Source organism: Shewanella hanedai, assembly GCF_007197645.1.
Classification (GTDB): domain Bacteria; phylum Pseudomonadota; class Gammaproteobacteria; order Enterobacterales; family Shewanellaceae; genus Shewanella; species Shewanella hanedai.
Genome location: NZ_VKGK01000012.1, coordinates 53974 through 73845, shown reverse-complemented (window position 1 = coordinate 73845; position 19872 = coordinate 53974). Strand labels below are relative to the sequence as shown.

Here is a 19872-nt window from a genome sequence, read left to right as displayed (position 1 = left end):
TCTATCTGCGGATTTTAGCTTTATAAGAAGCGATTAGCCACCGAAGTCATCGAGTAAGATATTTTCATCTTCGACGCCAAGATCTTTAAGCATGCCGATAACTGCCGCGTTCATCATTGGAGGACCACACATGTAGTACTCACAATCTTCAGGGGCTTCATGGTCACGCAGGTAGCTTTCATAAAGAACATTATGAATGAAACCTGTTTTACCTTCCCAGTTATCCTCAGGTTGAGGATCTGAAAGAGCGACATGCCAATCAAAGTTTTCATTCTCAGCCGCTAAGCCATCGAAATCTTCAACATAGAACATTTCGCGCTTCGAACGTGCACCGTACCAGAAACTCATCTTACGACTTGTATGAAGGCGCTTAAGCTGATCGAAGATATGTGAACGCATTGGTGCCATACCAGCACCACCGCCGACAAATACCATTTCGTTATCGGTATCTTTTGCGAAAAACTCTCCGAATGGACCAGAGATTGTCACCTTATCACCAGCGTTTAGGCTGAAGATATATGAAGACATCTTGCCGCAAGGTAAAGATAAATCACGTGGTGGTGGCGAAGCGATACGCACGTTCAACATGATGATACCTTCCTCTTCAGGATAGTTCGCCATCGAATATGCACGGATTGTCTCTTCATCAACCTTAGACTCAAGCTTGAAGAAACCAAAATGATCCCAATCACCACGGTATTCTGCAGGAATATCATAATCTGCATATTTTACGTGGTGAGCTGGCGCTTCAATTTGAATATAACCACCAGCACGGAAAGGAACAGAGTCGCCATCAGGGATCTGTAACTTAAGCTCTTTAATGAAGGTGGCTTTGTTATCGTTAGAGATAACAGTACATTCCCACTTCTTCACACCGAAGATTTCATCTTCAAGCTCAATTTCCATATTGGTTTTCACGTTTACCTGACAAGATAAACGACAACCCTCACGAGCCTCACCTTTACTAATATGACCAAGCTCAGTCGGCAGAATATCACCACCACCTGATTTAACGTGTACTTTACATTGACCGCAAGTACCACCGCCGCCACAGGCGCTTGATATAAATATACCTTTCTCAGCTAATGCGCCAAGTAACTTACCACCAGCAGGCAAGCTGATCCCTTTTTCAGGATCATCATTAATCCCAATTGTAACGTCACCGCTATTTACAAGCTTAGATTTAGCGAACAAAATCACCAAAACCAAGCCTAAGACTATTGCAGTAAACATACTCACACCGAGATAAACCTCGAGTGGAGTAGATTCAAGAATATCCATCAACTTATCCTTATAAGTCCGAAACAGGAACCCAGAGGGCCCCGCTTATAGGGACACACCAGAAAACGACATGAATCCAAGCGCCATAAGACCAGCAGTAACAAAGGTAATACCTAAGCCACGAAGTCCATCAGGCACATCAGCATATTTCAGCTTTTCACGGATACCAGCTAACAAGACGATAGCCAACGCAAAACCTAGACCCGAACCCACACCAAATACCATACTTTCAGCTAGGTTGTAGTCACGCTCAACCATGAAAGATACCGCACCAAAAATGGCACAGTTAACGGTGATGAGTGGAAGGAAGATCCCTAGAGCGTTATAAAGTGGTGGGAAGAACTTGTCCAACACCATCTCAAGGATCTGTACCAATGCAGCAATAACACCGATGAAGGTAATAAATTTCAAGAAGCTCAAATCAGCATCAGGAAGACCAGCCCAAGCCAAAGCACCTGGAGCTAAAAGCCCTTGATAGATGATCTGGTTAACAGGTACAGATATCGCCAATACAACAACAACTGCAATACCTAGCCCCATCGCCGTGGTCACTTTCTTTGAAACCGCTAGGAACGTACACATCCCTAGGAAGAAAGAGAGTGCCATGTTCTCGATAAAAATAGAGCGAATTAGCAAACTTATATAATGTTCCATTACGCTTACCCTTTTGCTTCTACTTGCTCTGGCTTAACAGTACGAATGATCCAGATCAAAGTACCAATTAAGAAGAACGCACTTGGAGGAAGCAATAACAGACCATTTGGTTGATACCAACCACCGTCTGAAACCTTGCTTAAGATCTCAACACCGAATAACGAACCGTTACCGAAAAGTTCACGGACGAAACCAACAGACATTAAGATAGCACCGTAGCCTAAGCCATTACCGATACCGTCCATAAAGCTCATCATTGGTGGTGTTTTCATCGCATAGGCTTCAGCACGCCCCATCACGATACAGTTAGTAATAATCAAACCAACAAATACCGAAAGTTGCTTAGCGACATCATAGGCATAAGCCTGTAGCACTTGGTCAACAACGATAACCAGCGACGCAATAATCGTCATTTGAACGATAATACGTACGCTGCTTGGGATATGGTTACGTAACATAGAGATAAATAGGTTTGAACATGCCGTTACAGCAGTCAAAGCAATTGTCATCACCAAAGCTGTTTCCAGCTTGCTGGTTACAGCAAGTGCACTACAAACACCTAGTACCTGTAGAGCAATCGGGTTGTTATTGACAATGGGTCCCGACAGAACCTGTTTAAGTTCTTTTGCGTTAGCCATTAGCTCAATCCTCCATTACGGCGAAATTTCTCGATAAAGTGACCAAAACCTTCATCACCTAACCAGAACTCGAGTGAGTTTTGAACACCATTACCCGTCAATGTTGCACCAGACAACGCATCGACACCGTGTTCAGATGCTGCTACAACTGGGTTTTTAGTGACACTAATCACTAAATTACCTTGCGCATCATAAAGCTTCTTACCATGCCATTTCGCCATCCACTGAGGATTTTGAACTTCACCACCAAGACCAGGTGTTTCACCTGAACCGGTAAAGGCATAATAAACCAAACTTTCAATGGTATTCATGTCAGGTTTAATCGCGAGGAATGCATACATGGTTGACCACAGACCATAACCTTTAATCGGTAAGATAATGGTTCTCGGCTTGCCTTGCTCATCATTGACCACATACACAACAGCAGTATTAGCTACACGCTTTACTGATGCGATATCATTTTGTGGTTTAAAAGAGTTAGCGACATCGCGTGATGCTTTATCGGCATCAAACAAGTCTGCATTACCTTCAACCCATTCACCCGTTTTAAGGTCAACAAGCTTAGCAACAACAAATTTATCGTATGTTGCAAGTACCTCTGCTTTTGACATAGGTGCTTCATCGGCTTGAGTAAGACCTGCAGCTTCAAGAATGTATTTTTGTTTATCGAGCAGCTTGTTTTCGATTTGAATAGGTCTAAGTAATACCGCTGCAGTAGAGACAAATACTGAACAGATAAAACATAAACCCACTACAACGAAGAGAGTTCTGCCGAACGAATCTTTATTACTAGCCACGTGCAATCCTCCGCTTGATATTTGCCTGTACTACAAAATGGTCAAATAGTGGAGCAAACAAGTTGGCAAACAAGATGGCCAACATCATACCTTCTGGGAACGCTGGGTTAACGACACGAATAAACACGGCCATTGCACCAATCAAAATCCCGTAACCCCATTTAGCTGAGTTCGTAAACGAAGCCGAAACTGGGTCAGTAGCCATAAACATCATACCGAATGCAAAGCCACCAAGGACTAAGTGCCAGTACCAAGGCATAGCAAACATTGGGTTTGTGTCACTACCAATAAAGTTAAGTAGGCTAGAGATCGCAATCATACCAACCATAACACCAGCAACAATGCGCCATGATGCAATACGGGTATATACGATAACCGCGCCACCAATCAAGATAGCTAAAGTAGACACTTCACCAACAGAACCTGGAATGAAACCGAAGAAAGCGTTCCACCAATCTTGGCTAAATCCATACTCTAGTGTGCCTTGTGCGGCTTGACTCAGCGCTGTCGCGCCAGAGTAACCATCAGCAGCAACCCAAGTAGTGTCGCCTGACATACTTAGCGGGTAAGCAAAGAATAGGAAAGCACGACCAGCCAGTGCAGGGTTGAGGAAGTTACGTCCTGTTCCGCCGAAGATCTCTTTCGCTACGACCACACCAAAGGTAATACCTAAGGCTACCATCCACAAAGGAATGGTTGCTGGTAGGGTTAATGCGAAAAGCACAGAGGTAACAAAGAAGCCTTCGTTAACTTCATGCCCTCGAACCGAGGCAAACAAAACTTCCCAGAATCCACCGACAACAAATGTCACGGCGTATATAGGCAGGAAGAAACAAGCACCATACCAGAGTAAAGCAGGGATCCCTGAGTTTGCAGTAAGCTCAGTTCCAAACATACCGAACAGGCTAACTTGCCATACATCAGGAAGTGATACACCTGAGTTCATAAGTTCAATTTGGGTCTGTAAACCGACGTTATACATACCCACGAACATGGCTGGGAAAGTACATGCCCATACCATGATCATCATACGTTTCAGGTCTAAATTATCACGAACTTGGGTTTGACCCTTGTTCACATGACCTGGGGTGTAGAAAACCGTATAAGCAGCTTCGAAAATGGCGTAAAACTTTTCGTATTTACCGCCCTTTTCAAACTGTGGTTCAATACTTTTAAAAAAATCGTTAAAGCTCATTAGCCTTCCCTCACGATCGTATCTAAACAGTCACGAAGATAAGTTGCATAATCATACTTACCAGGACATACGAAAGTACACAGTGCCAAATCTTCTTCATCCAATTCAAGTGCACCTAATGTAACGGCACCATCAAAATCACCAGAGACAAGATCTCGAAGTAACATAGTAGGAAGAATATCCAGTGGCATAACACGCTCATAGTTACCGATAGGTACCATAGCTCTATCTGACCCACCTGTACTTGTCGTCATATTAAACAAACGAGAAGATGACAAATGACCTAAGAAAGTGCGAGTAATAGAGAATTTGTCAGCACCAGGCATAGCCCAACCGATAAACTCTTGTTCTCTGCCCTCTTCAAGGAAAGATATTTGCTGATGGAAACGACCTAAATAAGCATAAGGTCCAACGGCTTTACGACCACTAAGCACTGATCCTGAAACAGTTCGAACGTCACCTTCAGCTACTTCACCAGCTGAAAGCTCATCTGTTGACGCACCGACCTGAGCACGAACCAATCTTGGCTTTACCGCTTTAGGTCCAACAAGTGCCACTACGCGTTGAGAATTAAGCTCACCAGTAGTAAACAGTTGACCTATCGCAATCACATCTTGATAACCCACATGCCAAACAGTTCTGTTTGCTGATGCAGATAAAAGATAGTGAATATGTGTACCAGGTAAACCAGCAGGGTGTACGCCAGCGAACTCTTCAACCTGTGCGTTAGCAGCAGGAATATCAGCGCCGGGTGCTTTACATAAATAGACTTTGCCTTCGGTTAATCTCGACAGGACTTTAAGTCCATTAGCAAAATCATCTTTATGCTCACCGATAACCACTTCAGGGTTGGCAGCAAGAGGCTGAGTATCTATCGCAGTAACAAAGATACCAGCAGTGGTAGAATCTACTGCTGGCGCTTTACTGAAGGGGCGAGTACGCAATGCAGTCCACAAGCCTGATTCGATCAGGTTGTTACGAACTAGCTGCGAATCTAATGAATCTAGCTGGGCAGCATCATATTTATCGAAAGAGACACACTCATTCCCTTCAACTTCAATGACGACTGACTGAAGAACACGCTGTGCTCCTCGGTTAATTTCAACTACTGTACCACTGGCTGAAGCCGTATATTTAACACCAAGGTTCTTCTTATCTTCAAAGATAACCTGACCCTTCTTAACTTTATCGCCCACTTTGATTTTCATCGTGGGACGTAAGCCAATATACTCTTCACCCAAAGTAGCTACACGTTTAATGGCCGGGCCATTATGTATGACTTGCTCTGGCCCGCCACTTAAGGGCAGGTCCAATCCTTTCTTTATTGTAATCATATCCACAAGCACTACGTTATGAAGGAAAGATAATGCGCCGCGTTCCTGCAATAAATTGACAAGGAAAATGCCAAGCTCATCTCGTTGAGCTAGCGCAGGTTTATTACAGAATTGCGACTGCAATCACGCTGTTCGCGCGCATTTTACCGTAAATATTAATGCATCGCCATGAAAAATGTGAGCCATTTCATAGTATATGTCGCTTTTATAGAGTTAGGTGTCTCTCACATTTTCGCTTTTTATTTGATTTAGACTCTACTTAACCAATAGCCTTCCTTGATCCAGCAAGGTTATCACCAATATCGAATCATAAATCAAACATATGGATTGCAAAAAACAACAAATAAAACACAAAAACCAACCGACTAAAATTTAAGCATCAATTAAACTCGGCGTGCCTTAATGTATAGCTGAATAATTATTAAAATCAATAAGCTTAAACCGCATTCAAACCACAGACACTTGCCATATTTTTCAACGGATACAAAAAAGCCGTCGAAACAACGGCCTTTTCTAATGATGAATTAACGGTTAAAGCCCTTTAAGAAGCTCATCACTGAGTTTCAGCTCATCGTTTTTGTTAACACTGACACCCGCATCAATAATTGCGCGAGCAATGCTTTTTGCTTGATCGAGTGAATGCATATTAAATGTACCGCACTGATACTCATTAAGCTCTGGGATCTCAGATTGAGATTCTACCGTGAGCACATCGTTCATTGCCGCAAGCCAAGACGCTGCCACATCCGATTCTGTTGGCGTACCTATCAAGCTCATGTAAAAACCAGTACGACAGCCCATAGGCGAGATATCGATAATTTCAACTTGCTCCCCGTTGAGATGATTTCGCATAAACCCGGCATAAAGATGCTCTAAGGTATGGATCCCACGCTCGCTTAATATATCTTTATTTGGCGCACAGAAGCGCAGGTCAAACACAGTAATGGTGTCACCTGAAGGGGTTTTCATGGTTTTTGCTACTCGCACAGCGGGGGCATTCATACGGGTATGATCAACGGTAAAACTATCCAGTAACGGCATCTGAGCTCTCCAAGTTATTTCCCCTTCACCACATAGCATAGGCTAAGTCGGTAAAGAGATTATTTTTAATACTATTGCCACGAATCACTTTGGTACAAGATTAACAAGATTTATGCACCTTGATGATACTTAATTTGACAACACTCTATTCTCTTATCCGGCTATAAGCATCTTCCGAAATTTTATGATACTTGCGTACACCAGCTTCATATTCCATATATGCCTTATAGACTTTCTCCATTGTCGCATCTTTAACTGACTGCTCCTTTATCACGACCTTAGAGACTCTTCCTAACTCACTCATCACCTCATCAGGATAAGGCTTAATAATCACCCCATGTTCATTAATCAAAGACTCAAGGGCGATGATATGTTTGCTCGTGTACTCATCTAACATATCTTGATTAATGGCCCGAGCAGCAACCGTAACGATTGATTGAAGATCGGCGGGCAATGTTGCAAAGGCCTCTTTATTGATAAGAAACTCTAAAGTAGAACCAGGCTCGTGCCATCCTGGGTAATAATAAAATTTAGCCGCCTTGTGCAGACCAAACGCGAGATCGTTAAATGGTCCCACCCACTCAGTGGCATCGATAGCCCCGGTTTGCAGAGCGGTATACAGCTCACGTCCGGGCAAAGTAACAGGAACGCCACCAACTCGCTTTAAGACCTCGCCACCTAAACCTGGTAAGCGCATCTTTAAGCCTTTAAGATCTTCCATTGAGTTGATCTCTTTATTAAACCAACCTCCCATCTGTACGCCAGTATTACCACCAGCAAGCGGCTTTATTCCAAAAGGCTCATATACCTCCTCCCACAACTCCAATCCGCCGCCATAATGTAGCCAACCATTCATCTCTTGGGCATTTAAGCCAAATGGAATCGAGGTAAAAAACTGGGCAGCCGGTGTTTTGCCTTTCCAATAATATGCAGCGCTGTGCCCCATCTGAACAGTGCCTTGACTCACCGCATCAAAAACTTCAAATGCAGGCATCAACTCACCAGCACCATAGACGTTAATTTTTAGTCGACCAGCAGACATCTCATCAACCAATTTGGCAAAACGTTCAGGAGCCATACCAAGACCGGGAAAGTTTTTGGGCCATGAGGTCACTAGCTTCCACTCAATGGTTTCAACATCTGCAATGCTAGTTTGCACTGCTTGGCTTTCCTTCTCCTGACAGCCTGTCATAAACAGCGCTGCCAATGAGAGAAAAATAACGGTTACTCTTTTCATTATTTCCTTTTCCTTTTCCATACTTTCCTTAGAAAACTGAACTACACCGAATTAACACTATCTTGGCGCAGGAAGCCTTAACCATATATTTGAGAAGGCAGCCAAGTGATCAATTCGGGCCAAATACTCAATATCAACATCAACAGCAGCTGGATAACCACGAAGGGAATGACCCCTTTATAGATCTGACCACTTGTAATTAACTCTTTACTCACGCCCCTTAAATAGAAGAGGGCAAAACCAAAAGGAGGGGTTAAAAACGAGGTTTGTAAATTAACCGCTATCATAATTCCGAGCCAAATGGGATCGAGCCCCATGGTAAGCAAAATCGGAGCGACTAAAGGCACGACCACAAATGTGATCTCAATAAAGTCCAAAATAAACCCAAGCAAGAAAATCACGACCATAACCAATAACGTTGCCCCGATAAGTCCGCCAGGCATATTGTTAAAGAGTTCATGGATCAGCACTTCTCCACCCAGTCCTCTAAAGACAAGGGAGAAGATAGAAGCGCCTATCAAGATAAGAAACACCATCGAGGTGATCTTGGTTGTACTAATCATCACCTCTTTTAACTGCTTTACGTTCATCTGCCTTTTTATCAAAGCAATCACTAAAGCACCAAAAGCGCCAACGGATGCGGCTTCAGTTGGTGTTGCGATTCCAAATAATATCGACCCCAACACAAGAAAAATGAGCAATAAGGGTGGCACTAAAGCCCCCAGAGTTTGCAACGCAAACTCCCAATCTAACCGTCGATGATCGACAACAGCAGGGAACTGCTCTGGTTTACGTTTAATCAAAATCAAGGTGTAGAGACAATACATGGTCAGCAGGAGTAAGCCTGGGACTAATGCACCGGCAAACAGATCTCCCACAGAGACTGATTTGGGACTAAAAATTCCCATCTGTAACTGGGCTTGTTGGTAGGCATTTGAAAGCACATCGCCAAGCAGTACTAAGGCAATAGAGGGAGGAATAATTTGACCTAAAGTACCAGTTGCACAAATAGCCCCAGCACTAAAAGCTGGGTCAAAGCCTCTTTTCAATAATGTTGGCAGTGACATTAACCCCATCGTCACAACTGTAGCCCCCACAATACCGGTACTGGCAGCGAGCAACATGCCCACAAAGAAGACACTAAAAATCAAACCTCCTCGAAAGCGGCCAAAGAGCTCTGCCATGCTGGTCAGAAGCTGCTCAGCAATTTTAGATTTTTCCAGCACTACGCCCATAAATACAAAGAGTGGCACAGCCATTAGAATTGGATTATTAATGACCCCGTATAAACGGTTAGGTAATACACCAAGTAGGCTACTATCAAACGTCCCTGTTAACGTGCCTATTGCGGCAAACATCAAAGCGACACCAGCAAGCGTTAACGCAACGGGATAACCTAACATCAGCACAAGGCAGACAGCCAAGAAGAGTAAAATGGCCATTACAGCTTATCTCCCACTGCGTCTTTATCTTCAATCACTTCTTTTGTGAGCAACGCCAAAGTATGACGTACAAGCTCGACAGAACCTTGAAGTAATAGACTCACCACCAGCAACAGTAAGAGGCTTTTCTGTAAATAAACAAAGGGTAATCCTCCGGCTTCAACTGAAGACTCAGAGTAACGCCAAGATGCCAAAACATAATCAAAACAAGAGTAAGCGATAAAAATACAAACGGGAAAAAGTAAGAAGAGTGTGCCCAGCAGATCGACCAAATGTCGACCACGATTAGAGAAATGACGATAAAAGATATCAACCCTAACATGGCCATCGTGTTTAAGGGTGTAGCCTGCCGCTAATGTGAATATGGCACCATGAAGATAAAGTGCACTTTCTTGCACCGCTGTAGCGCCGATATTAAAAGCATAACGTAATACGACGACCGTTAAAGTTAACAATACAATTAACAATGTAAACCAGCTTGCCCCTTTACCGATCAATTCAGTGAGCTTCTCTATTCGATTCATCAATTTCTATCACAGATTACCAAGTAACTTATTGATAACAGAAACGACACGATAGATAAACAAAAAGAGGGTTGATAGAGCCAAATATAGATTAGAAAGGGAATGTTATGAAGAAAGCTAAAAACGAAGAGGAGGATACTGATAGAACATCAACGTAAAGGAGTCTGAAACTCGCGTTCAAACTCCTTAAATTAAATCTTAACCTTTACACTTAGGTGAATCAGGAACCGCGACTTGAGCTTCCCACTCACTTGGTGAATAAGTGTGCATAGAAAGCGCATGTAGGCCATTAGCAAACTCAGTAGCCAATGCTTCATTTACAGCACGATGACGAGCTAACAAACGCTTACCGTCGAACAATTCAGAGGCAATAATAACCTTAAAATGAGTTTCTGAATTTGGCGGCACATGGTGATTATGACTTTCATTAATCACTTCAAGGTGGGCAGGTGCCAAGGCTTCGGTTAGTTTTTCAATAATGTTCTGTGCAACTGACATATGGTTTCTCTATTCAGCCTAAATTCATGGCCGCAGATTACTGTTTAGGGAAGAATAGGTCAACCCTCTTCAGACGTATAAAGTCACTACAACACTTTAACCCTTGTTCCTTCTGTCACGCCTTCGAGTAACTCGACAACGCTCTCAGTACTCACACCTTGTGGAACCGCTAAATTCAACGTTGATGAAAATACTGTTTGCCCGATGGTAGACACTGCCACTCGGTTAAACTCCATATGTTCAATCACAAGATCCAGATCGGTGAGAATATTGACGATATCACGGGTGAGTCCTGAACGATCCTGACAGTCAACTCTCAAGTGCAGTGAAGTAAAAGCGGTATCTTTATCAGCCAGCACTTCATCGAAGAAAAAACGTAATCCACTGAACTCAGCTTCAAAACATGACTTAAGTTCACCTTCAGCTTCTGCTGCTATCGCTATTTTCATCATTGCCGAGAAATGACCATCAAGTTTAATCACCTTACTCGTCACCCATTCGCCCTCAAATCGGCGAGTGACTTCAGCCAGAGACTTGATAATACCGGGAACGATTGGGCCGATAACGCTAGCAATAAATAAGTTTTTCATCTGACACTCCAACAAACTATTTAGCATTTAGCTTAACGTGTTTCTCTACACCAAATTGAGAGCTGACTAACATAATACACGCCTATTTCAGGATAAATAACCATCAATCAAGCACCGTGGTAATGTTTAATTAACTCTCTAAAAGTGAAATTAACCCTAGGCTCCAACACTTTCAACCGCTTAGGTACACAATGTTCCCACTCATCTTGCATGGGGGCATGCATGATAAGTAGATCACCGCTATGAAGAGGTATCCGATACTGTTGCTGACTTGCTTTGTGTCGAATAACAAAGTCGCGACTAGCACCAATACTAATAGAAGCAATATCACTGCAGGCAAGGATTTCAGGCTCATCATCACAGTGCCAGCCCATTGAATCTTGGCCATTAGCATATCGATTCACCAGCACCCCATTCGCTGTTATACCAAAATCACGACGCAGCTTTTCTCTTAGCTTGCCTGCATATTTAGGCCAAGATAGCGCCTTAACAAATAGACCTGAATAAAGGTAATCACAACCAGAATCTCCAAACCAAGCTTGTGTCCGCGGGATAGCGTGATTTTGACCATAAACATGAATTTCAGGACGGGTTAATGGGTAAGTGTCCACTTCATTGAGCAAAGCCGCCTGCTGGTCAGCATTTAGATAACCAGAGATCAACTGAACCGGCGCTTGAATACCTTGAGAACCAGCGTCATGAGATAACGCCTCAAATGACTCAAAACCTAAGCCTTGTTGCTTCATTATTCTCTCCAATAGACGTACACCCTTTAACTTATATATCTTGTCAGGTAGATCTGCGATAATGCGTGCCCTTATTTTATTGGTACATTTTGGCATATGACAACACAATTTTCAGTCGCGGATATCGAGCTAGAACTAGCACGCTACCCTAAAGATCAGGAATCAAACTTACAGGCATGGGATGCTGCCGATGAGCACCTGATAAAACATCTTAAAGAGACTGAACAAGTGTCTGTTACAACGGCAATCCTCAATGACAATTTTGGTGCATTAACCACTTGCCTTCGCTCTATGGATCCAGCTTGGCCACTAATGGTTGAAACCGATGCCAAAACCAGTCAATTAGGCATCCAGCAAAATCTGGCTACAAATAAGCTCCCTAGCGAAGCCATTGAGTGGCTTAACAGCCGTGATGACCTACCTAGTAAAATTGAACTTGTACTAATGAAGCTACCGAAGAACTTAACCTATTTTGCCCACCAGCTTAATCGTCTATCTCAAGTTCTTCCAGTAAACACACAAGTGCTCATCAGTGCCAAAGCCAAATCAATTAATAAGTCTGTACTTGAGTTAATTAGCAAACACCTAGGCTCAGCCAGTGCGAGTTTAACCTGGAAAAAGACCCGTGTGATCACCTGTGTCAGCGATGGTAAAGTGCGAAGCTTGCCTAATGAAGTTCAATGGTCAGTTCCTAAGTTAAACCTAGAAATACGTAATCTAAGCAATGTATTCGCTGCGAATAAACTGGATATCGGCGCTGAAATTATGCTGGAAAACATGCCTAAAGGTAATTTCAAATCGATTATCGATTTAGGCTGCGGAAATGGCATATTAGGTTTACACGCAAAACAGCTATTTCCAGAGGCTTATATTCACTTCGTTGACGATTCAGAAATGGCGATTGAATCAGCCAAACAAAACTGGCAACTCAATAAGCTAGACACTGATGGCTTAGTCGGTCAACAAGCGACATTTGGCTGGGATGATTGTTTAACCCACTTGGATGATGGCGTACGTCCGGATCTAATCTTATGTAATCCGCCTTTCCATCAAGGCGAAGCCATCACCGATCATATCGCTTGGCAGATGTTCCTCCAATCATGGCGTTCGCTTAAAAATGGCGGCATTTTACATGTCGTTGGTAATCGTCACTTGGCATACCACGTGAAGCTGCAACGCATCTTTAAAAATTGTACCACGGTGGCATCAAACGGAAAATTCGTTATCTTGCAAGCACAAAAAATCAGCAAGAAAGCCGAGCCTTTTGAGACTCATACGACAGAAGCAGAAATGGTAGCAAGTGAGCCACACCCACAAAGTTCACTTTATGGTGCCAAAAAGTAGCTTGTTGAATAACAAGTTCTAAGTTCTAGGGTTTCATTAAGTTGGTATTTAGTTTGCGGGCTGAATACCAATGAACTGAACGATAAGATGTAACCAGCCTTCATTCGAAGGCTATGTTGCATATTTCGCTAGATTAAAAGCGGTAACTCATACCGATACTGAAAATTTGTACTTTGAGCTCTTGAACCGGTACATATTGATATTCTATGTTCAACCCTAGCCCGGATTGAAAACGAATCCCCCAGCCCACAGCGCCATAAAAGTCGCTGCCATCACTTTCAATACTCTTTATTACATCACTACTAAAAAAACCTGAAACATCATAGTTTAGTTGGTTCGCGCTCATGCCGGCTTTAGCGTAGAGATGATTGCTTTCCGAAAGCGGAACTTGTCCATATACAACCGCTCGAGCACCTTTGTAGCTAATGTTATCAACACTGGCAAAAATGCCAGATATTGCACTTGCTACACCACCGGTACCAGCCATCAACCCGGCTTCAATACCAAAGTTCTCATTTAGCATATATCGATAATAGATATCACTCGCAAAGCTATCTCCAACACTAAACTCCTTGCCGTCATTGGATTCAAAATCCTGAACCCCGTAGCCGATACTTCCACCTACAACATGATTTGATTCACCGGCGTAAGCTCCAGCGCTTAACAGGCTAATAGCCACCAACAATGCTTTTCTCATGATCATTTCCCTATATTTCTATAATAAAATTTAACTCACTGTAAAAAACTAAACATCAATTATCAAAGAGGGCAAAGATTACATTACCCTCTCAAGTTAGCAACATAATCAACAACAATATAGTAAGAAGCTGTATTAGAGCTGTATGAACTAACATTAAGTATTTAAATGATGAGCAAACCTCTAAAAGGGGGTATCGTAGCGGACTTTGGTTTCAGGATGGGATCTCGCAAAATGATACTCTTTGAACCAGACGCAGGGTTGTTCATCGGACTCCTATCCTTTACGGCATTGAAGCTTGCTGTGTTAAACAAGTTAAACCAATTGTTTAACTTCTAATTTACTAAAAACAGCAGAGCGTATAGGAATATATTCGCAGTAAATAGCAGTAAATTAGCAAGCAGCAGGCTATAAATGACCATGAAGATATGGACTACACCAACCAAATACCAAATTAACGGGGCTTAAACAGAAATGTAATTAGCCTTCATTCAAAGCCTAGCTAACTTGAAGTCATTAACGAGTTACAAAGCTCTACCAACAAAGCCGAATAGAACTCTTTACTTACCTAGAATTAACGAATTATACGACTGCAAACTTCACATAATTGTAAGCTTACAAGGATCTCTCTACTCAACATCCTGATTGGCTGTAAGGTAGGCCTGAGTTCGTTCTCTCATTACTGCTTTAGCATCATCATTGATAAAACTCGCTTCGATGGCGTTAAGGGTAAATTGTGTCAGCTCAGATCTAGTTAATGGTAATGCCTCAGCTACAGCATTAAAATTATCGGTCATATAGCCGCCAAAATACGCAGGATCGTCAGAATTAATGGTGACACACAGGCCATGATGCAAAAGCGCTGCTATATTGTGTTGCTCCATGCTATCAAACACTTTAAGACGAGTATTTGACAGAGGGCAAACAGTCAATGGCAGCTGGCTTGTGGCTAATCTATTCATCAGAGTTGCATCTTGAGAACAACTGACCCCATGATCGATACGGCTTACTTTGAGCATGTCCATAGCATCATAAATATTCTGAGCTGGCCCCTCTTCGCCTGCATGGGCTACAGTCAAAAAACCATATTCCAACGCCCTCTCAAAAACCCGTTTGAACTTCTCTGGTGGATTTCCCTGCTCTGAAGAATCTAAGCCTATGCCCACTATTTTATCTTTATAAGGCAAGGCCATTTCCAAGGTAGAAAAAGCGGCGTCTTCATCCAGGTGACGCAGGAAGCACATGATCAACTGGCTGCTGATCCCAAGTTCCTTTTCAGCTTGCGACAACGCCATTTGAATCCCATTAACGACAGTGCTGAAATGGACCCCTCTATCTGTATGGGTCTGTGGATCGAAAAAGATCTCAGTGTGCATCACATTGTCTTGCTGACAACGCAGTAAATATGCCCAAGTCAGGTCAAAAAAGTCCTGCTCATGAATGAGCACATTTGCACCTTGATAATAAATATCTAGAAATGACTGCAGATTATGAAAATCATAGGCGGCCCTCACAGCCTCTGGGGTATCGAAAGGAATGTCCACCTTATTACGGCGCGCCAATTCAAACATCAACTCAGGCTCTAAGGTTCCTTCAATATGAAGATGTAATTCCACTTTGGGCAATTCTGAAATAAATGCTTTCATAGTCAACCTCTTATATGATTACATTGGAGTATCAACCTTAGCACACCTTATCATATTGAAAAAGTTAACTTTGCCCAGCCAAAACTCCACTTTATATATCACTTAAAACAGAAAGTAGGTAACAAATTAATCACGATCTCGAGTCTGAGGTGGTGAAAACAAACAACCCCACCGTTGCTTTAAAGTAAGCCTCGATGCGAACGCTTCTCTGAACATATCTCGCCACTCGCTAAAGGTGACGACTAAGGGATTAAAGCTGTTTACAGGTTTAGTGATCCCATACTCAACCGTCTCCTCCTCTTTGGCATAAGTACCAAACATCTTGTCCCAGATGATCAGCACACCTGCATAATTCTTATCGATATATTGCGGATTGCGACCATGATGAACCCTATGATGTGAGGGAGTGTTGAAGATATATTCTAAAGGACCCAATGATTTAACCGCCTGCGTATGAACAAAAAATTGCAAACCAAGATTGAGTAAAACGACGAATACAACCCAATTAGGGTCGAAACCAAGCACTACCAAAGGTAGCCAAAATACCCACATACCTGCGAGCGGATACATTAGAGACTGACGAAATGCAGTGCTAAAATTCATGGTTTCTGAACTATGGTGAGCCACATGCGCAGCCCACATCCAACGGATCCGATGGCTGGCTCGATGAAACCAGTAATAACAAAAGTCCTGTGCGACCATAAGCAGTATGAAGGTAAAAAGCCCCATTTTGATATCAAAGAGATGCCAACCAAAAAAGAGCAAGTACACCTTAGCGATAAGTAAACCAGTGAGAATATCAGCCCCTTGATGTAACCCTGCAAGAGAGAGATTACACAGGACCTCAGGCAAACGATATTTTGCATTGGCAGGTAACTTGTTTCGCCGATCTCCTAAATACCATTCCAATAAAATGCTGATAAAAAAAAGCGGCGCTAACCCAATGAGTAATAATTCTGGGTGAGCAATAAGCGCATTGAAATCCATATCCAGTTCCTAATCTACGTGTTGTTATTATTGTTATTCAGAGATAGGTTTGGGTATATCACCAACGAGCAAAGTGATCTTCCGTTAAGCCCAACACTTTATCCAGCGTATGCTTAACGCCTGAATTGTCGATGATATAACCTGAGTAGCGCCCGATATACTGCCTAAAGTTACTTTTTAGCAAAAGTAAATTGAGCTTTTCTTGACGGCAGTTCAGTGACTTAAAGGAGAGATCGATTTGGCCATTATCAGAATATATTCGCCACAATTGCCCCTGCTTACTTCCCTCTTTGTCGCCACGTGATCTGGCAAAGTCAAAATGCACTGGCCCGAGTAAATGCCGCTCTCCGTTAACCCAAAATACGTTCTCATTACAGCCAGTTTCATTAACCCCTGCCGCTAAGTTTAATCCGATAACGCCTTTGTCACTGTGAGCATTAATACAAGCCCAACGCCAACTTGTTTCTCGGCGCATATAACCTGCTGAGAAGTCATAGCTGCCTAGCACTTGGTTCAAAGGTTGAGGTTCATCATTTATCGTTAACTGACCTTGGGGTTTTAGCCCGTTATGCTTTTGGGTATAGGTCCAGCCGCTATAACCCGTTGGATTACAGATGGCCATGGGTAAACTCAGCACAGGAGGTGATAACGTCAATTCCGCTTTAATGTTTGATGTATCAATCGATAAAGACCAGATACCTTGGGATAGATTAAACGCAATGGCTCCCTTGCGGCCGGCTATTTCAGCTGTTCCGTCCATCGGTGAAGGCGTTAGGTTGTAACCTAAGCCAAGCGGTTTAAGCCAACTTGTCTCGACTAACCTGTTCTTAGCGATATCAAAAAGGTAACAAAATGCGCTTCCCACATAACGAATATCGGCAATCGCGACTCCAATGATGTAGCGCGGTGTCACTAAGCTGACAAATTGGAACTGTTTATAGTGAAAATAACGGCTCAGTATTGAAGCGGGTTTATCCATCTCATTAGAGTACTTGAACTTATCGAGTCCCAAGGATGATACCGGACCATCGAAATAACCAAAAATTGGCCTACCCCGACTGTTAATAATATCCTCTGGAGCACCCACTGTATTGATCATACCTACCCGACGTTGAGAAATCCCCATTGAGCACTTCCTGTGTAGAATTTGAATTTTTACTCTAACTTGATGGGCTTTGAGATTAAAGTCAATAACTCCTATAGCTTATTGATTAGTTCTAGAACATATAATTTAAAACGGGTAATTAATACCAAAGTTATAACTTTTCAGCGTCAAATTTCTCATTGGCACATGTTGATATTCCGCATTTAAAGCAAGTCCGTTACGGAACCTAAACTCCCAACCTATAGCACCATAAAATCCATTATCAGTTTCACTAACACTAACTCTTTCTTTATCTTGAAGAACAACATCATAATCAATCCATTGATAAGCTGTACCAGCTTTAGCATATAGGCTATTACTGGCACTCAGTGGTAATTTAGCGTATGCAGCGGTCCGTAGGCCACGATAACTTAGCCCTTTCACATCATTCCAGATATCGGATAAGATACTGAAAGCACCACCAGATCCTGACATGCCACCGACTTCAACCCCGAAATGGTCATTGATCATATATTGGTAATACAGATCAAAGGTAATACTGTCACTAAAGTTAGCATTACCATATTTTTCAGTTTCAAAGTCATGGAAGCCATAGCCTAGCGTCCCACCAATATAATGATTAGAGTCTTCTGCATTCACTGATTGACTAAGAATAAGAGATGAAGCTAAAAGTGGTAACGACATAAAAATAGATTTAATCATTTATACGTTCATATGAAGAGTTAATACCGATATATTAACAAAATAAGCTGTACCCAATCTTAACCAAACTTAGAATCCTCCAGCTGTGGAAACCCATCCTAATTCTGGTATGCTAACGCCATTCAGTTTTGTCCATTTAAATTAAGATAACACCATCATGAAACGTCTATTTATTTCGTTAACAGCCGTGATTGCACTATCAGGCTGCGCTTCTCAGATGCCGAGTCATATCGCACTCAACCCGCAAGCACCAAACATCGAGTCCCAGCTACAGTCGCCTGAAGCCATAGCCATAGAGACTATTGATACTCGTTCGGCTAACTTTATTGTCCGGTTTAATAATGACGATCAAGCTGCCAAGTTAATCAGCCCTTCTGAAGCACCAAGAAAACAGATGGATGAGGTGTTTCGTAAGGGGTTTACCAAAGCGGGTTATCAAATAGATCCCAGTTCAACTAAGCAGATCCAATTACAATTAGAGCAGTTATTAACTGACGTAAACACCGGCACATTTAACTACGAAGCTAACAGTAATATCATTATCAATGTCATCGCAAAAAACGGTCGCAATACTCTTACAAAACGTTATACGGCCAAAAATACAGTAACAGGCCCTTTCAGCGCAGATTTTGCCACCCTAGAACTCGCCATCAATAAATTGCTCGATGAGTTAAGCACAAAAATAATAACCGATCCTGAGCTTAATGAATTTATTCAGCAGTAATAGCCAATTAGTCATTTGTCATAACAAGGAAGCCTTATGCTGCGTATATTTAACGCCTTAATTCTATTGTGTCTGAGCCAAACTGCATTTGCCATCGACATTCAGCCCAATACTCTCTACCCACAAGTACAACTCGATACCAGTATGGGGAAAATAGTGGTCGAGCTAGACAGAACCCGGGCACCACTAACCGTCGATAATTTTCTTACTTATGTTGTTAAAGGGCACTATGACAACACACTCTTCCATCGTGTGATTGCCGAGTTTGTCGTACAAGGTGGGGGCTTGGATCTGAAACAGGAAGAGAGACCTGTCGCTGCGCCTATTGTCAATGAATCGGGTAATGGACTGTCGAATACCTTTGGTACCATCGCCATGGCTCGAGACCAAAATCCACACTCCGCCACCAGCCAATTTTATTTTAATGTTGGCGAGAATGTGAGACTAGACCCATCATCTAGGCGCTGGGGTTATGCAGTATTTGGTGAAATCATCAAAGGGGCTGACGTTATTCAAGCAATGTCGAATGTTGCAACTGAACAAAACCTGAAACTTCAATGGCCAGACTTTCCTATAAAAGACATTATCTTAGAGAAGGCTACACTTCTCCCCAGGAAATAAGATTGAATGAGAATGATTATTTATCACAAATAATCAGAAATTAAGTCCATTGTCTTCTATACTCAATGA

Annotated in this window: 21 protein-coding genes; 3 read left to right on the top strand and 18 right to left on the bottom strand. The window is 42.5% G+C overall.

Annotated elements, in window-relative coordinates:
• Window positions 1-33: 33 nt before the first annotated feature.
• From nqrF to FN961_RS11565, 13 genes are all read right to left on the bottom strand, one after another.
• The gene (gene nqrF / locus FN961_RS11625; RefSeq protein ID WP_144040342.1) at window positions 34-1281 is read right to left on the bottom strand and encodes an NADH:ubiquinone reductase (Na(+)-transporting) subunit F; all 1248 of its coding nucleotides are present in this window, start codon (window positions 1279-1281) and stop codon (window positions 34-36) included.
• Between the two features lie 45 nt (window positions 1282-1326).
• A complete protein-coding gene (nqrE, locus tag FN961_RS11620) occupies window positions 1327-1935 on the bottom strand; it encodes an NADH:ubiquinone reductase (Na(+)-transporting) subunit E (protein ID WP_144040341.1) in 609 nt (202 codons plus the stop codon).
• Between the two features lie 5 nt (window positions 1936-1940).
• The gene (locus tag FN961_RS11615; RefSeq protein WP_144040340.1) at window positions 1941-2573 is read right to left on the bottom strand and encodes an NADH:ubiquinone reductase (Na(+)-transporting) subunit D; all 633 of its coding nucleotides are present in this window, start codon (window positions 2571-2573) and stop codon (window positions 1941-1943) included.
• Window positions 2573-3370 (bottom strand): Na(+)-translocating NADH-quinone reductase subunit C, encoded by a 798-nt coding sequence (locus FN961_RS11610; protein WP_144040339.1) that lies wholly within the window; start codon window positions 3368-3370, stop codon window positions 2573-2575. The genes FN961_RS11615 and FN961_RS11610 overlap by 1 nt, the downstream gene beginning before the upstream one ends.
• Complete coding sequence (locus tag FN961_RS11605; protein WP_144040338.1) at window positions 3363-4565, bottom strand: NADH:ubiquinone reductase (Na(+)-transporting) subunit B; 1203 nt, start codon at window positions 4563-4565, stop codon at window positions 3363-3365. Before FN961_RS11605 ends, FN961_RS11610 begins: the two co-directional genes overlap by 8 nt.
• The gene (locus tag FN961_RS11600; RefSeq protein ID WP_144040337.1) at window positions 4565-5899 is read right to left on the bottom strand and encodes a Na(+)-translocating NADH-quinone reductase subunit A; all 1335 of its coding nucleotides are present in this window, start codon (window positions 5897-5899) and stop codon (window positions 4565-4567) included. Before FN961_RS11600 ends, FN961_RS11605 begins: the two co-directional genes overlap by 1 nt.
• A 531-nt stretch (window positions 5900-6430) precedes the next feature.
• The gene (luxS, locus tag FN961_RS11595) at window positions 6431-6940 is read right to left on the bottom strand and encodes an S-ribosylhomocysteine lyase (RefSeq protein ID WP_144040336.1); all 510 of its coding nucleotides are present in this window, start codon (window positions 6938-6940) and stop codon (window positions 6431-6433) included.
• A gap of 145 nt (window positions 6941-7085) precedes the next feature.
• A complete protein-coding gene (locus FN961_RS11590) occupies window positions 7086-8177 on the bottom strand; it encodes a TRAP transporter substrate-binding protein (RefSeq protein ID WP_185972777.1) in 1092 nt (363 codons plus the stop codon).
• Between the two features lie 77 nt (window positions 8178-8254).
• Complete coding sequence (locus tag FN961_RS11585) at window positions 8255-9619, bottom strand: TRAP transporter large permease (RefSeq protein WP_144040335.1); 1365 nt, start codon at window positions 9617-9619, stop codon at window positions 8255-8257.
• Window positions 9619-10143: a TRAP transporter small permease subunit gene (locus tag FN961_RS11580; protein WP_144040334.1), complete on the bottom strand. Its 525-nt coding sequence runs from the start codon at window positions 10141-10143 to the stop codon at window positions 9619-9621. The genes FN961_RS11585 and FN961_RS11580 overlap by 1 nt, the downstream gene beginning before the upstream one ends.
• 198 nt (window positions 10144-10341) lie before the next feature.
• Window positions 10342-10641: a BolA family protein gene (locus tag FN961_RS11575; protein ID WP_144040333.1), complete on the bottom strand. Its 300-nt coding sequence runs from the start codon at window positions 10639-10641 to the stop codon at window positions 10342-10344.
• Between the two features lie 86 nt (window positions 10642-10727).
• Complete coding sequence (locus FN961_RS11570) at window positions 10728-11231, bottom strand: ACT domain-containing protein (RefSeq protein WP_144040332.1); 504 nt, start codon at window positions 11229-11231, stop codon at window positions 10728-10730.
• Window positions 11232-11338: 107 nt separating this feature from the next.
• Window positions 11339-11977, bottom strand: coding sequence for an alpha-ketoglutarate-dependent dioxygenase AlkB family protein (locus FN961_RS11565; protein ID WP_144040331.1), 639 nt, complete (start codon window positions 11975-11977; stop codon window positions 11339-11341).
• Window positions 11978-12073: 96 nt separating this feature from the next.
• Between FN961_RS11565 and FN961_RS11560 the strand changes: the two genes are divergently transcribed.
• On the top strand, window positions 12074-13321 hold the full coding sequence (locus tag FN961_RS11560) for a methyltransferase (RefSeq protein ID WP_144040330.1): 1248 nt from the start codon (window positions 12074-12076) through the stop codon (window positions 13319-13321).
• 133 nt (window positions 13322-13454) lie between these two features.
• Here FN961_RS11560 and FN961_RS11555 read toward each other — a convergent pair whose 3' ends face one another.
• From FN961_RS11555 to FN961_RS11535, 5 genes are all read right to left on the bottom strand, one after another.
• Window positions 13455-14018, bottom strand: coding sequence for a porin family protein (locus FN961_RS11555; protein WP_144040329.1), 564 nt, complete (start codon window positions 14016-14018; stop codon window positions 13455-13457).
• A 629-nt stretch (window positions 14019-14647) separates the two neighbouring features.
• Complete coding sequence (locus FN961_RS11550; RefSeq protein WP_144040328.1) at window positions 14648-15664, bottom strand: adenosine deaminase; 1017 nt, start codon at window positions 15662-15664, stop codon at window positions 14648-14650.
• Between the two features lie 126 nt (window positions 15665-15790).
• On the bottom strand, window positions 15791-16651 hold the full coding sequence (locus FN961_RS11545) for a sterol desaturase family protein (protein WP_144040327.1): 861 nt from the start codon (window positions 16649-16651) through the stop codon (window positions 15791-15793).
• 58 nt (window positions 16652-16709) lie between these two features.
• On the bottom strand, window positions 16710-17777 hold the full coding sequence (locus FN961_RS11540; RefSeq protein ID WP_144040326.1) for a DUF2804 domain-containing protein: 1068 nt from the start codon (window positions 17775-17777) through the stop codon (window positions 16710-16712).
• 105 nt (window positions 17778-17882) lie between these two features.
• Window positions 17883-18458, bottom strand: coding sequence for a porin family protein (locus FN961_RS11535; RefSeq protein WP_144040325.1), 576 nt, complete (start codon window positions 18456-18458; stop codon window positions 17883-17885).
• A gap of 157 nt (window positions 18459-18615) precedes the next feature.
• Here FN961_RS11535 and FN961_RS11530 point away from each other — a divergent pair, with 157 nt between their 5' ends.
• Window positions 18616-19182 (top strand): YajG family lipoprotein, encoded by a 567-nt coding sequence (locus FN961_RS11530; RefSeq protein WP_144040324.1) that lies wholly within the window; start codon window positions 18616-18618, stop codon window positions 19180-19182.
• Window positions 19183-19218: 36 nt separating this feature from the next.
• A complete protein-coding gene (locus FN961_RS11525) occupies window positions 19219-19803 on the top strand; it encodes a peptidylprolyl isomerase (RefSeq protein ID WP_144040323.1) in 585 nt (194 codons plus the stop codon).
• The last annotated feature ends 69 nt before the right edge of the window (window positions 19804-19872 follow it).

Coding starts and splice junctions, on each gene's coding strand:
- FN961_RS11525 (WP_144040323.1), top strand. CDS start 19,219: ATGCTGCGTATATTTAACGCCTTAATTCTATTGTGTCTGAGCCAAACT.
- FN961_RS11545 (WP_144040327.1), bottom strand. CDS start 16,651: ATGGATTTCAATGCGCTTATTGCTCACCCAGAATTATTACTCATTGGG.
- nqrE (WP_144040341.1), bottom strand. CDS start 1,935: ATGGAACATTATATAAGTTTGCTAATTCGCTCTATTTTTATCGAGAAC.
- FN961_RS11570 (WP_144040332.1), bottom strand. CDS start 11,231: ATGAAAAACTTATTTATTGCTAGCGTTATCGGCCCAATCGTTCCCGGT.
- FN961_RS11535 (WP_144040325.1), bottom strand. CDS start 18,458: ATGATTAAATCTATTTTTATGTCGTTACCACTTTTAGCTTCATCTCTT.
- FN961_RS11605 (WP_144040338.1), bottom strand. CDS start 4,565: ATGAGCTTTAACGATTTTTTTAAAAGTATTGAACCACAGTTTGAAAAG.
- FN961_RS11555 (WP_144040329.1), bottom strand. CDS start 14,018: ATGAGAAAAGCATTGTTGGTGGCTATTAGCCTGTTAAGCGCTGGAGCT.
- FN961_RS11615 (WP_144040340.1), bottom strand. CDS start 2,573: ATGGCTAACGCAAAAGAACTTAAACAGGTTCTGTCGGGACCCATTGTC.
- FN961_RS11600 (WP_144040337.1), bottom strand. CDS start 5,899: ATGATTACAATAAAGAAAGGATTGGACCTGCCCTTAAGTGGCGGGCCA.
- FN961_RS11575 (WP_144040333.1), bottom strand. CDS start 10,641: ATGTCAGTTGCACAGAACATTATTGAAAAACTAACCGAAGCCTTGGCA.
- FN961_RS11585 (WP_144040335.1), bottom strand. CDS start 9,619: ATGGCCATTTTACTCTTCTTGGCTGTCTGCCTTGTGCTGATGTTAGGT.
- FN961_RS11530 (WP_144040324.1), top strand. CDS start 18,616: ATGAAACGTCTATTTATTTCGTTAACAGCCGTGATTGCACTATCAGGC.
- FN961_RS11560 (WP_144040330.1), top strand. CDS start 12,074: ATGACAACACAATTTTCAGTCGCGGATATCGAGCTAGAACTAGCACGC.
- FN961_RS11580 (WP_144040334.1), bottom strand. CDS start 10,143: ATGAATCGAATAGAGAAGCTCACTGAATTGATCGGTAAAGGGGCAAGC.
- FN961_RS11540 (WP_144040326.1), bottom strand. CDS start 17,777: ATGGGGATTTCTCAACGTCGGGTAGGTATGATCAATACAGTGGGTGCT.
- luxS (WP_144040336.1), bottom strand. CDS start 6,940: ATGCCGTTACTGGATAGTTTTACCGTTGATCATACCCGTATGAATGCC.
- FN961_RS11590 (WP_185972777.1), bottom strand. CDS start 8,177: ATGAAAAGAGTAACCGTTATTTTTCTCTCATTGGCAGCGCTGTTTATG.
- nqrF (WP_144040342.1), bottom strand. CDS start 1,281: ATGGATATTCTTGAATCTACTCCACTCGAGGTTTATCTCGGTGTGAGT.
- FN961_RS11550 (WP_144040328.1), bottom strand. CDS start 15,664: ATGAAAGCATTTATTTCAGAATTGCCCAAAGTGGAATTACATCTTCAT.
- FN961_RS11565 (WP_144040331.1), bottom strand. CDS start 11,977: ATGAAGCAACAAGGCTTAGGTTTTGAGTCATTTGAGGCGTTATCTCAT.